This window comes from Stutzerimonas stutzeri, assembly GCF_002909485.1.
Classification (GTDB): domain Bacteria; phylum Pseudomonadota; class Gammaproteobacteria; order Pseudomonadales; family Pseudomonadaceae; genus Stutzerimonas; species Stutzerimonas stutzeri_AH.
Genome location: NZ_PPXG01000006.1, coordinates 278,859 through 291,607, shown reverse-complemented (window position 1 = coordinate 291,607; position 12,749 = coordinate 278,859). Strand labels below are relative to the sequence as shown.

At 63.1% G+C, this 12,749-nt stretch carries 10 protein-coding genes; 9 read left to right on the top strand and 1 reads right to left on the bottom strand.

What is annotated here, in order from left to right; all coding sequences use genetic code 11:
• Position 1 precedes the first annotated feature (1 nt).
• The 9 genes from pepP to gcvP all read left to right on the top strand — a co-directional run bounded on the left by pepP (position 2) and on the right by gcvP (position 11,768).
• Positions 2-1,336 carry a Xaa-Pro aminopeptidase gene (pepP, locus tag CXK91_RS16130; RefSeq protein ID WP_103457125.1) on the top strand — a complete coding sequence of 445 codons (1,335 nt, stop codon included), beginning with the start codon at positions 2-4 and terminating at the stop codon, positions 1,334-1,336.
• A gap of 1 nt (position 1,337) precedes the next feature.
• The gene (gene ubiH, locus CXK91_RS16125; protein WP_103457124.1) at positions 1,338-2,516 is read left to right on the top strand and encodes a 2-octaprenyl-6-methoxyphenyl hydroxylase; all 1,179 of its coding nucleotides are present in this window, start codon (positions 1,338-1,340) and stop codon (positions 2,514-2,516) included.
• Positions 2,517-2,540: 24 nt separating this feature from the next.
• Positions 2,541-3,029, top strand: a complete 489-nt coding sequence (locus CXK91_RS16120) for a DUF4442 domain-containing protein (protein WP_103457123.1) — start codon at positions 2,541-2,543, stop codon at positions 3,027-3,029.
• On the top strand, positions 3,029-4,249 hold the full coding sequence (locus CXK91_RS16115; RefSeq protein WP_103457122.1) for a 2-octaprenyl-3-methyl-6-methoxy-1,4-benzoquinol hydroxylase: 1,221 nt from the start codon (positions 3,029-3,031) through the stop codon (positions 4,247-4,249). The genes CXK91_RS16120 and CXK91_RS16115 overlap by 1 nt, the downstream gene beginning before the upstream one ends.
• Positions 4,250-4,358: 109 nt before the next feature.
• The gene (locus CXK91_RS16110; protein ID WP_103457121.1) at positions 4,359-5,360 is read left to right on the top strand and encodes an extracellular solute-binding protein; all 1,002 of its coding nucleotides are present in this window, start codon (positions 4,359-4,361) and stop codon (positions 5,358-5,360) included.
• A 117-nt stretch (positions 5,361-5,477) separates the two neighbouring features.
• Entirely contained in the window at positions 5,478-7,094 is a 1,617-nt protein-coding gene (locus tag CXK91_RS16105) for an ABC transporter permease (RefSeq protein WP_103457120.1), read from the top strand.
• Between the two features lie 213 nt (positions 7,095-7,307).
• Positions 7,308-8,390 carry a glycine cleavage system aminomethyltransferase GcvT gene (gene gcvT / locus CXK91_RS16100; RefSeq protein WP_103457119.1) on the top strand — a complete coding sequence of 361 codons (1,083 nt, stop codon included), beginning with the start codon at positions 7,308-7,310 and terminating at the stop codon, positions 8,388-8,390.
• A 52-nt stretch (positions 8,391-8,442) separates the two neighbouring features.
• Positions 8,443-8,832: a glycine cleavage system protein GcvH gene (gcvH, locus tag CXK91_RS16095; protein ID WP_103457118.1), complete on the top strand. Its 390-nt coding sequence runs from the start codon at positions 8,443-8,445 to the stop codon at positions 8,830-8,832.
• A gap of 59 nt (positions 8,833-8,891) precedes the next feature.
• Positions 8,892-11,768, top strand: a complete 2,877-nt coding sequence (gene gcvP / locus CXK91_RS16090) for an aminomethyl-transferring glycine dehydrogenase (protein WP_103457117.1) — start codon at positions 8,892-8,894, stop codon at positions 11,766-11,768.
• A 183-nt stretch (positions 11,769-11,951) separates the two neighbouring features.
• Here the strand turns inward: gcvP and yihA are convergent, their stop codons facing one another.
• The gene (yihA, locus tag CXK91_RS16085) at positions 11,952-12,605 is read right to left on the bottom strand and encodes a ribosome biogenesis GTP-binding protein YihA/YsxC (protein ID WP_103457116.1); all 654 of its coding nucleotides are present in this window, start codon (positions 12,603-12,605) and stop codon (positions 11,952-11,954) included.
• Positions 12,606-12,749 lie beyond the last annotated feature (144 nt).

The window sequence follows — 12,749 nt, the reverse complement described above, 5'->3', positions numbered from 1 at the left end:
CATGACTCGCATCCCGAAATCGGAATACGCCCGTCGGCGCAAGGCGCTGATGGAGCAGATGGAACCCAACAGCATCGCCATTCTGCCGGCCGCGCCGATGTACATCCGCAACCGCGATGTCGAGCATGTCTACCGTCAGGACAGTGACTTCCAGTACCTCTGCGGCTTTCCCGAGCCGGAGGCGGTGATCGCGCTGATTCCCGGTCGCGAGCACGGCGAATACGTCCTGTTCTGCCGTGAGCGTGACCCTGAGCGCGAACTTTGGGATGGCCTGCGCGCCGGGCAGGATGGCGCCATCAAGGAATACGGTGCCGACGATGCGTTTCCCATCGGAGACATCGACGACATTCTCCCTGGGCTGATCGAGGGCCGGGATCGTGTGTACTACGCCATTGGTACTAACGAAGCTTTCGATCATCGACTGATGGAGTGGATCAAGACCATCCGCGCCAAGGCCCGCCAGGGCGCACAGCCGCCCAGCGAATTCGTCGCGCTCGATCACCTGCTGCACGACATGCGCCTGTTCAAGTCGGGCAACGAGGTGAAGGTGATGAAGCACGCGGCAGAGATTTCCGCCCGTGCGCACATTCGCGCCATGCAGGCCAGCCGTTCCGGCCTGTTCGAATACCACCTGGAAGCCGAACTGGATTACGAGTTCCGCAAGGGCGGCGCGAAAATGCCGGCTTACGGCTCGATCGTCGCCGCGGGGCGCAACGCCTGCATCCTGCACTACCGTGAAAACGATGCGCCGTTGAAAGATGGCGATCTGGTGCTGATCGATGCCGGTTGCGAGATCGATTGCTACGCCAGCGACATCACCCGCACCTTCCCGGTCAACGGACGCTTCTCACCCGAGCAGAAGGCCATTTACGAACTGGTGCTGGCCGCCAATGAAGAGGCCTTCAAGCACATCGCACCTGGCAGGCACTGGAACGAGGCGCACGAGGCCACGGTCCGGGTTATCACCGCAGGGCTGGTGGAGCTGGGGCTGTTGCAAGGTGAAGTCGACGAGCTGATCGCCAGCGAAGCCTACAAGGCGTTCTACATGCACCGCGCCGGCCACTGGCTTGGCATGGATGTGCACGACGTCGGGGATTACAAGATCGGTGGCGAGTGGCGCGTGCTCGAGCCGGGCATGGCGATGACCGTCGAGCCGGGCATCTATATCGCCGTGGACAATCAGAACGTGGCGAAGAAGTGGCGCGGCATTGGCGTGCGCATCGAGGACGATGTAGTGGTCACCCGTACCGGTTGCGAAATTCTTACCGGCGGTGTGCCGAAAAGCGTCGCCGAGATCGAGGCCCTGATGGCCGCCACTCGCGAGCAGGTCGCCTGACATGCAAAGCCTGGCGATCATCGGTGGTGGGTTGGTCGGCGCCAGTCTTGCGTTGGCCCTGCAGGATGGCGCGCGTGCGCGTGGCTGGCAGATTCACCTGATCGAGCCGTTTGAGCCGGGCCACGAATACCAGCCAAGCTATGATGCGCGCTCAACGGCGTTATCCTACGGCACCCGGCTGATCTATCAGCGTCTTGGCTTGTGGGAACGGATTGCCGAGCGTGCAGAGCCGATCCTGCGCATCCATGTATCCGAGCGTGGCCGCTTCGGTGCTGCGCGGCTCGATTGCACTGCCGAAGGCGTCGAGGCGCTGGGCTATGTCGTAGAGAACGCCTGGATCGGGCATTGCCTGTGGCAGGCGCTGGATGACGAGGTGGTGATTCGCCACTGCCCAGCCGAGGTCGAGCGACTGGAACCCTGCGCTACCGGCTATCGGCTGAGCTTCACTGACGGTCAGCGCCTGGAGTGCGACCTGACCGTGCTGGCCGATGGTGGCCGCTCCGGTTTGCGTGAGCAACTCGGAATCCACGTGTCGCGACGGCCCTATGACCAAACCGCGCTGATCGCCAATATCACCCCGGGTAAGCCGCACAACGGGCTGGCCTTCGAACGCTTCACCGAAGATGGTCCGATGGCGCTGCTGCCGCTGAAGGATGATCGTTGTGCGTTGGTCTGGACGCGCTCCCAGGCCGACGCTGCACATCTGGCGCAGGCGCATGAGGCGGTCTTTCTTGCCGAGCTGCAGGAAGCCTTTGGCTACCGCCTGGGCGCTTTGCAACAGGTTGGTGCCCGCCATCTGTATCCGTTGACGCTGATCGAGGCCGAGGAGCAAGTCCGCTCCGGTCTGGTGGTGCTGGGCAACGCGGCGCACAGCCTGCACCCGATCGCTGGCCAGGGCTACAACCTGTCGCTGCGCGATGTGGATGCGCTTAGCGTCGCCTTACTGAGCAACGATGCAATGCTGGGCGACCTGGCGGTGTTGCAGGAGTACGCTCGCCGGCAGCGCTTTGATCAGCGCATGACTGTCGGCTTCTCCGATCAGGTCACCCGACTGTTTGGTGACTCCGGTCGACTAGTCGCGGCCGGACGCAATCTTGGATTGCTTGGCCTGGACGTGACGCCCGTCGCCAAGCGCTGGTTCGCGCGCCAGGCCATGGGCCTTGGCACTCGTGCTGGCTGAAAGGCCGCCGCCAAAGGACCCTGCATGAGTGGCTCGCGATTGGCGCGCAAGGCGTGGTTTCTTCGCTGGGCGTTGAATTTCTATCCGCCGTACATCGGCGCGGGTGTGCGGGTGCGGCACCTCAGCGCCGATCTGCGCCTGATTCGGGTCAAGATGGTGTTGCGCTGGTACAACCGCAACTATGTCGGTACTCAGTTCGGTGGTTCGCTGTATTCCATGGTCGACCCGTTCTTCGTACTGATGCTGATGGAGAATCTTGGGCGCGACTACATCGTCTGGGATAAAGCGGCCAACATAGAATTCATCCGCCCTGGGCGTGGCGCGGTCTATGCCGAATTCACCATCAGCGACAAACTGCTAGATGAGATCCGCGCGCGCACGGCCGACGGCGGCAAGTATCTGCCCAGAATGCATGTCGAAGTGCGGGACGGCGAAGGGACGCTGGTGGCTCGGGTGCAGAAGACTCTATATATACGACTCAAGCCGCGGGCGCGGCAGCCAGGAGAGAAGTGATGCAAGCGGATCTGATCATCGTTGGCGCCGGTATGGTTGGCAGTACGCTGGCCTTAGCCCTCGAAGGTTGCGGACTGAATATCGTCGTGCTCGATGCGAGCTCGCTCGACGTCGCTGCCTTTGACCCACAGGGCAGCTTCGAGCCGCGGGTAAGTGCACTGTCCGCTGCCAGCGAGCGAATCCTGCAACGTGTCGGCGCCTGGTCGGGCATTGCCGAGCGGCGCGCGAGCCCATACACCGACATGCGTGTATGGGATGGCTCGGGCACCGGGCAGATTCATTTTTCCGCTGAAACGGTGCATGCCGAGGTGCTCGGGCACATCGTCGAAAACCGCGTGGTGCAGGATGCGCTGCTGGAGGCGATGCAGCGCCGTGGCGGGCTGCAGCTGATCGGTGAGGCGCGCGTCGAGCAGCTGGCCCACACGCCCGAGGGCTGGCAGCTAACGCTGGTCGACGGCCGGGAGCTGCATACGCCCTTGCTGATTGCGGCAGATGGCGCCAATTCAGCGATACGCCGCCTGGCGGGCTGTGAAACCCGCGAGTGGGATTATCTGCACCAGGCCATCGTCACCAGCGTGCGTTGCAGCGAGCCGCACCAGCGCACAGCCTGGCAGCGCTTCACCGATGATGGCCCGCTGGCGTTCTTGCCGCTCGAGCGCGATGGCGACCAACACTGGTGCTCGATCGTCTGGTCGGTCACCGAGGCTGAAGCCAAGCGGCTAATGGCGTTGGATGACGCGGCGTTCCGTGCGGCGCTTGGGCGCGCCTTCGAGCAGCGCCTGGGCGAGGTGCTCGAAGCCGATCCGCGACTGTGCATCCCGCTGCGGCAACGCCACGCCAAGCGTTACGTACAGCCAGGGCTGGCGCTGATTGGCGATGCGGCGCACACCATTCATCCTTTGGCGGGGCAGGGCGTGAACCTCGGGCTGCTGGACGCCGCCGTGCTCGCGGAAGTGCTCAAGGCTGCGATCGCTCGCGGCGAGCGGGTGGCCGATGTGCAGGTGCTGAGCCGCTTCGAGCGCCGGCGTATGCCACATAATCTGGCGATGATGGCTGCCATGGAAGGCTTCGAACGGCTGTTCCAGGCCGACCCACTGCCACTGCGCTGGTTGCGCAACACCGGCTTGAAGGCAGTTCAGGCGCTGCCCGAAGCGAAGGCACTTTTCGTGCGTCAGGCCTTGGGCTTGAGCGGTGATTTGCCGGAGCTGGCCAAGCCCTGATATCAGTTTGATATTTACAAAAGGTTACCTGCACGAATTGTCGCATTGAGAAGGTAAATAACATTCACTACTATTCAGCCTCTGTTTCAACTCACCAAGAGGCTGTTCCATGCAGGCAAGCAAAGGTTTACTCGCCGCTCTGGCGCTCACGGCGCTGTCGGGTGCTGTCCAGGCTGCCAACGAAGTAGTGGTTTACTCCTCGCGCATCGACGAGCTGATCAAGCCGGTATTCGACGCCTACACCAAGAAAACCGGTGTGGCGATCAAGTTCATCACCGATAAAGAAGCACCGCTGATGGCCCGCATCAAGGCCGAGGGCGCGAACACCCCAGCGGACCTGCTGTTGACGGTCGATGGCGGCAATCTTTGGCAAGCTGAAGAAATGGGCATCCTGCAGCCGCTGAATTCCCAGTTGGTCAAGGACAACATCCCGGCGCAGTACCGCTCTTCCAGCGACGCTTGGACCGGCCTGTCGCTGCGGGCCCGGACCATCGTCTATTCGCCGGAGCGGGTCAAGGATGGTGAGCTGACTACTTATGAGGCTCTGGCTGACAAGAACTGGGAAGGCCGCCTGTGCCTGCGCACCAGCAAGAAGGTCTACAACCAGTCGCTGACTGCGACGATGATCGAGACCCATGGCGCCGAGAAGACCGAGCAGATTCTCAAGGGCTGGGTAAACAACCTCGCCACCGATGTGTTTGCCGATGACAATTCCGTGGTCATGGCAGTCGACGCCGGCCAGTGTGATGTCGGCATCGTCAACACCTACTACTACGGTCGTCTGCACGCGCAGAATCCGCAGCTCAAGCCCAAGCTGTTCTGGCCGAACCAGCAAGACCGCGGCGTGCATGTGAACCTGTCCGGTATCGGCTTGACCAAGCACGCGCCGAACCCGGATGCCGCACGCAAACTAGTGGAGTGGATGACCAGCGCCGAGGCGCAGAACATCTTCGCTGATGCGAACATGGAGTTCCCGGCCAATCCGAGCGTGAAGCCTTCTGCCGAAGTGGCGACCTGGGGCGAGTTCAAGGCCGATACCATTCCCGTGGAAGTGGCTGGCAAGCGCCAGGCCGAAGCCATCAAGATGATGGATCGCGTCGGCTGGAACTGATCCGTCCGCGCGCGCTTCAGCGGTAGCGTACGGCTCAGCCGGGACGTTCGCCGCTGCGGTTATACTCGGCGCCCCGGCCTGGTCCGGGGCGTTGTCTTTTTTGCTGTCGAGGCTTGAGTGTCCCATCCTGTCGAGCGCCGCTGGTATCCCATCACCTTCGCTGTTGCCGCACTGGTGTTGTTGCCGCTGAGTATTCTGCTGTTCAGCTGGGGCACCATCGACCACGAAATCTGGGCACATCTGTGGGATACGCAGATGCCTCGGCTGCTCGGCAATACGTTGACGCTGGTGCTGGGCGTGGGCACCGGAGTGGTCGTGCTCGGTGTCAGTCTTGCCTGGCTGACGGCGCTGTGTGAGTTTCCCGGCCGTCGATGGCTGGACTGGGCGCTGATGCTGCCTTTTGCAATTCCCGCCTACGTGCTGGCGTTCGTTTTCATCGGTTTGCTGGATTTCTCGGGGCCGGTGCAGAGTCTGGCGCGCGAGTGGTTCGGCAGCGGTGTCCGCTTTCCACGGGTGCGTTCGACCGGTGGCGTCATCGCGGTGCTGGTGCTGGTGTTCTATCCCTATGTCTATTTGCTGGCGCGCTCGGCGTTTCTCGCTCAGGGCAAAGGGCTAATGGAGGCGGCGCGGGTGCTCGGGCAGTCGCCGTGGCAGGCGTTCTGGCGGGTGGCGTTGCCAATGGCTCGCCCGGCCATCGGCGCCGGCCTGGCCTTGGCGATGATGGAAACCTTGGCTGATTTCGGTGCGGTGTCGGTGTTCAACTTCGATACCTTCACCACCGCCATCTACAAAACCTGGTACGGCTTCTTCAGTCTCACCAGTGCTACCCAGCTGGCCAGTCTGCTGCTGCTTGCCGTGATGCTGGTGCTCTACGGCGAGCGCCGTGCACGCGGTGCGGCGCGGCCCGCGAACGAGCGTGCACGATCCGCAGCGCTCTACCGGCTGACGGGTATGAAGGCCTTTGCGGCGAGTGCCTGGTGCGGACTGGTGTTCATTTGCGCGTTCGTCATTCCGGTACTGCAGTTGCTCGCCTGGCTCTGGCAACGCGGTCGCTTCGACCTCGACGATCGGTACGCAGGGTTGATCCTGCACACCCTATATCTCGGCGGCATGGCTGCGCTGATCACCGTGACGGTAGCGCTGTTGCTGGCATTCGCCCGACGGCAGGCTCCGGTCCGTTCGATCCGCAGTGCGGTGGCCCTGGCCAACGTCGGTTACGCCCTGCCTGGGTCAGTGCTGGCAGTGTCGATCATGCTGGCGTTCAGCTATCTCGATCGGCACATGGTGATGCCGCTGTCCAGCTGGCTTGGCGGTGCCGGCAAGCCGATCCTGCTCGGTAGCCTCGGGGCCTTGCTGCTGGCTTATCTGATCCGTTTCATGGCCGTCGCTTTCGGCCCGTTGGAGAACGCTCTGGCGCGGATCCGCCCATCGCTACCGCAGGCGTCACGCAGCCTGGGTGTCGGTGGCCCGGCGCTGTTCTTTCGTGTCTACCTGCCGTTGCTGCTGCCGGGCACCTTGAGCGCCGCGCTTTTGGTGTTCGTCGATGTTCTCAAGGAGATGCCGGCTACCCTGCTGATGCGTCCTTTCGGTTGGGACACCCTGGCGGTGCGCATTTTCGAGATGACGAGCGAGGGGGAATGGGCCCGCGCCTCGCTACCGGCGCTGACTCTGGTGCTGGTGGGGCTGTTGCCCGTCGTGCTGCTGATTCGCCGCTCGGCAAGGCGGCTTGGCTAGCGACCGCAGGCGATTCCGGCAGGGCTCTGAGCGAGGCGGGCTGGCGGCAGTTGGTGCCCGCGCAACCTCCAGTCTCCTCCCACCTGATGCGCCGTGACCTGTCGCCACCTTGGGGCTACAATGCGCGCCATTCGAAAGTCGCTGGTCCTACGTGGATCAGTTTTACTGGCTTTTCCAATGCCGATTCGGCGACCTGCCCAGAAGGAGACACCCATGGGTCAGCGTACTCCCCTATACGATCAGCACCTTGCGCTCGGCGCTAAAATGGTCGATTTCGGTGGCTGGGACATGCCGCTTCATTACGGCTCCCAGGTAGAAGAACATCACCAGGTGAGACGTGACTGCGGAGTGTTCGACGTCTCACACATGACTGTCGTCGATGTGGCAGGCGAGCAAGCTACCGCCTATCTGCAGCACCTGCTGGCCAACGATGTGGCGCGCCTGAAGAGCACGGGCCGGGCGCTCTATAGCGCGATGCTCAACGAGCGCGGCGGCGTCATCGATGATCTGATCGTTTACCTCACCGACTGGGGATATCGCCTGGTGGTCAATGCCAGCACCCGGGAGAAAGACCTGGCGTGGATGCAAACCCAGGCGGATGGGTTCGCGGTTGAAGTGAGGGAGCGGCCAGAGCTGGCCATGCTGGCTATCCAGGGTCCTCACGCACGGGCTCGTACGGCCGAATTGCTCAACCAGACCCGTGCGGCATTGGTCCGTGAGCTCAAGCCGTTCCAAGGCATGCCCGATGGCGACTGGTTCATCGGCCGTACCGGTTACACCGGCGAGGATGGTTTGGAAATTATCCTGCCCGCTGACCAAGCGCCAGATTTTCTCAGTGAGCTTGTCGGCGCCGGTATCTCGCCTATCGGTCTCGGGGCACGCGACACGCTGCGGCTGGAGGCCGGCCTGAACCTGTATGGCCAGGATATGACCGAAGAGGTGTCGCCATTGGCCGCAAACATGGGCTGGACCGTGGCCTGGGAACCGGCCGAGCGCGGCTTCGTTGGTCGTGCCGCTCTGGAGCAGGAGCGGGCGCGTGACGACCTGCCGAAGCTGGTCGGGCTGGTGCTGGAAGAGCGCGGTGTGTTGCGCGCCCACCAAGTGGTGCGGGTGAATGGCATCGGTGACGGCGAAATCACCAGCGGCAGTTTTTCTCCTACGCTTGGCAAATCCATCGCGTTGGCCCGCGTGCCGGCCGGGACCGCCGAGCGCGCGGAAGTGGAGATTCGTGGCAAGTGGTATCCGGTGCGGGTGGTGCAGCCGACATTCGTGCGGCACGGCAAGGTACTGGTGTAAATTCGACCGACTGTTTTGCGCGACTGCTGTCAACAGCCTTGAGGACACAATAATGAGCGATATCCCCAGCGATCTGCGTTACGCCGCCAGCCACGAGTGGGCCCGTCTCGAAGCGGACGGCAGCATCACCGTCGGTATCTCCGATCACGCCCAGGAGGCGCTGGGAGATGTGGTCTATGTCGAGCTGCCCGAAGTCGGGCGACAGCTCAATGCCGGCCAGGAAGCCGGCGTGGTCGAATCGGTGAAAGCCGCATCCGACATCTATGCGCCGGTGTCCGGCGAGGTGATCGCGATCAACGAGGCGCTGGCCGATTCGCCCGAACTGGTCAATAGCGATCCCTACGGCAGTTGGTTCTTCCGCCTGCAGCCGAGCGACAAATCGGAACTGGACAAGCTGCTCGACGCAGCCGGTTACCAGGCCGCCTGCGACGCCGACGCCTAAGCATCATCTGCAAAAGCCCCGCTCTGTCGGGGCTTTTGTTTTTTCCGAGAGTAGCGACCATGCCGTATATGCCGAGCCTTTCCCAACTCCAGCAATCCGATGCCTTCCTGCGCCGCCACCTTGGGCCGGATCAGGGTGAACAGCAGGCCATGCTCGACGCCCTGGGCCTGACCAGTCGTGAGCAGTTGGTCGAGCAAACCGTGCCGCCGGCGATCCGTCTGCAGGGCGAGCTGAGCCTGCCGCCTGCGCTGGACGAGCAGGCCGCGCTGGGCAAGCTGCGTGGCTACGCGGAGCAGAATCAGCTCTGGACCAGCCTGATCGGCATGGGCTACCACGGCACCATCACCCCGCCGGTAATCCTGCGCAACGTGCTGGAGAACCCAGGCTGGTACACCGCCTACACCCCCTATCAGCCCGAAATCGCCCAGGGCCGACTGGAAGCGCTGCTCAACTATCAGCAGATGATCATCGACCTCACCGGTCTTGACCTGGCCAACGCCTCGTTGCTCGATGAGGCGACCGCAGCGGCCGAGGCCATGACCCTGGCCCGACGCATGGCCAAGAGCAAGAGCAATCGCTTCTTCGTCGACGAGAATTGCCACCCGCAGACACTTTCGGTTGTGCAGACCCGCGCCGAAGCGTTCGGCTTCGAGCTGGTGGTCGGCACGCTGGACGAGCTGGCCGGGCACGAGGTATTCGGCGCGCTGCTGCAGTACCCGGACACCCATGGCGAGATTCGCGATCTGCGTCCGGCCATCGAACAGCTGCACGCCCAGCAGGCGCTGGCCTGCGTCGCCGCCGATCTGCTCAGCCTTCTGCTGCTGACCCCGCCGGGCGAGCTGGGAGCCGACGTGGTACTCGGCTCGACCCAGCGCTTCGGCGTGCCGATGGGTTACGGTGGCCCGCATGCGGCCTATTTCGCCAGTCGCGACGAGTTCAAGCGCGGCATGCCGGGACGCATCATCGGTGTCTCCAAGGACGCCCGCGGCAACACCGCACTGCGCATGGCGCTGCAGACCCGCGAACAGCACATTCGCCGCGAGAAGGCCAATTCCAACATCTGTACCGCGCAGGTGCTGTTAGCCAATATCGCCGGTTTCTACGCCGTGTACCACGGCCCGCAGGGCCTCAAGCGCATTGCTCAGCGTGTGCACCGGCTGACCGCCATCCTCGCTGCCGGCCTGGAGCAGAAGGGCATCGTTCGCCTCAATCAGCATTTCTTCGACACGCTGACTCTCGAAGTCGGTGGCGCGCAGACCGCGATCATCGAAAGCGCCGAAGCGGCGCAGATCAATCTGCGCATTCTCGGTCGCGGCATGCTGGGTGTCAGCCTCGATGAGACCTGCGACGAGCGCACCGTTGAGCAGCTGCTGGCGATCTTCCTCGGCGCTGATCACGGCCTCGACATCGCCGCGCTGGATGCCAGCGAGGTACCGGGTGGAATCCCCGAGGCGTTGCTGCGCCAGAGCAACTACCTCAGCCATCCGGTGTTCAACACACACCACAGCGAAACCGAGATGCTGCGCTACCTCAAGCAGCTGGAAAACAAGGATCTGGCGCTGAACCAGGCGATGATCCCGCTCGGCTCCTGCACCATGAAGCTCAACGCAACCAGCGAGATGATCCCGATCACCTGGGCCGAGTTCGCCAATCTGCATCCGTTCGTTCCGCGCGGTCAGGCGCTGGGCTACAAGCTGATGATCGAAGAGCTGGAATCCTGGCTCTGCGCGATCACCGGCTTCGACGCGATCAGCATGCAGCCCAACTCTGGGGCGCAGGGCGAGTACGCCGGCCTGGTCGCAATCCGCAAGTACCACGAGAGCCGTGGCGAAGGGCAGCGCGACATCTGCCTGATTCCGTCCTCGGCGCATGGCACCAACCCGGCGTCGGCGCAGATGGTCAGCATGCGTGTGGTCATCGTCGAATGCGACAAGGGCGGCAACGTCGACTTGGAAGACCTCAAGCGCAAGGCCGCCGAGGCCGGTGACCGACTGTCCTGTCTGATGATCACCTATCCGTCGACCCATGGCGTCTACGAGGAAGGCGTGCGTGAGATATGCGCTGCGATTCACGCACAAGGTGGCCAGGTGTACATGGATGGCGCCAACCTCAACGCCCAGGTCGGTCTGGCGCGGCCGGCGGACATCGGTGCCGACGTCTCGCACATGAACTTGCACAAGACTTTCTGCATCCCCCACGGCGGTGGCGGTCCGGGCATGGGGCCGATCGGCGTCAAGGCACACCTGGCGCCGTTCGTGGCCAACCACCCGGTGGTCGAGCTGGAAGGCCCGCAGCCTGGCAACGGCGCCGTCAGCGCCGCGCCTTGGGGCAGCGCCAGCATTCTGCCGATCAGCTGGATGTACATCGCCATGATGGGGCCGCAGCTGCGCGACGCCACCGAAGTGGCGATTCTCGGTGCCAACTACCTGGCCAAGCGCCTGGGCGACGCCTTCCCGGTGCTCTACGCCGGGCGCAATGGCCGCGTTGCCCACGAGTGCATCCTGGACCTGCGCCCGCTTAAGGCCGAAACGGGTGTAAGCGAGGAGGACGTTGCCAAGCGCCTGATGGATTACGGCTTCCACGCGCCGACCATGTCTTTCCCGGTGCCCGGTACGCTGATGATCGAGCCCACTGAGAGCGAGTCGAAAGCCGAGCTGGATCGCTTCGTCGAAGCGATGCTGAGCATCCGCGCGGAGATCGCCAAGGTGCAGGGTGGTGAGTGGCCGGCGGACAACAATCCACTGGTGCGCGCACCGCATACCCTGGCTGACGTGATCGGCGAGTGGGATCGGCCGTACAGCATCGCCGAAGCGGTGACGCCGAGCGCGCATGCCCGCGCGCACAAGTATTGGCCGGCGGTAAATCGCGTGGACAATGTCTACGGCGACCGCAACCTGTTCTGCGCCTGCGTACCGGTTGATGCCTATCGCGATTGAAAATGCGTTGAGGCTAGGTGGGCGCCGTTCTCGGCGTCCCCGGCTCCTGTCGGTGATCGATGGGGCGTGATGCGGAGTGTCTCTAGCGGTTGGTTCTGACTTTCATCGTAGGGCGGATGTCGTTTTCACATCCGCCGGAGGTTCGGCGCAGTGTTGCGGCGGATCGGCGACGCCTGACCCACCCTATGCCTCAGGCGCTTGTTCTTCTTCGGCCGCCTCGTCCAGCATCCCCAGCCAGCTCGCCAGCACCAATTGGGCTTCCTCGATCCCCTGGCGCTTGGGTGCGGAGAACAGTTGCACGCTGACCTCGTCACCCCATCTCTGGCGAATATCTCGCTGAATGGTCAACAGGGCAGTCTTGGCTGCTCCAAACGCCAATTTGTCTGACTTGGTCAGAAGGATATGTAACGGCATCTGACTGGCGTTGGACCAGTCGAGCATCATGCGGTCGAACTCGGTCAACGGATGGCGAATGTCCATCATCAGGAACACGCCGGCCAGGCTCTCGCGGCTGCCCAGATAGGCTTCCAGGTGGCGTTGCCAGTGCTGTTTGAGCGGAATAGGCACTTTCGCGTAGCCGTAACCGGGCAGGTCGACCAGCCGACGCTCGTCGTCGAGCCGGAAGAAGTTGAGCAACTGCGTACGACCCGGCGTCTTGGAGGTACGCGCCAGGTTGGCGTGGGTCAGGGTATTCAGTGCGCTGGACTTGCCCGCGTTAGAGCGGCCGGCGAAGGCTACTTCGAGACCTTCATCGGCCGGGCACTGATCGACCTTGGCGGCGCTGATCAAGAAGGTGGCCTGTTGGCAAAGGCCGAGAATCGGGTTTTTCGGTAGCATGGTCGTTCCGGTGAGTGCGCGCAGGTGCGGCAATGGTTCGTTTCCGTTTCAGAAACGGGAGTATATAATGCCGCAGTTTTTATGTGCGCTTTGGCCTGATATTGGGCCGCGTGTGGTATCCAGTCTTGAGTCGGGTGCTGTGCG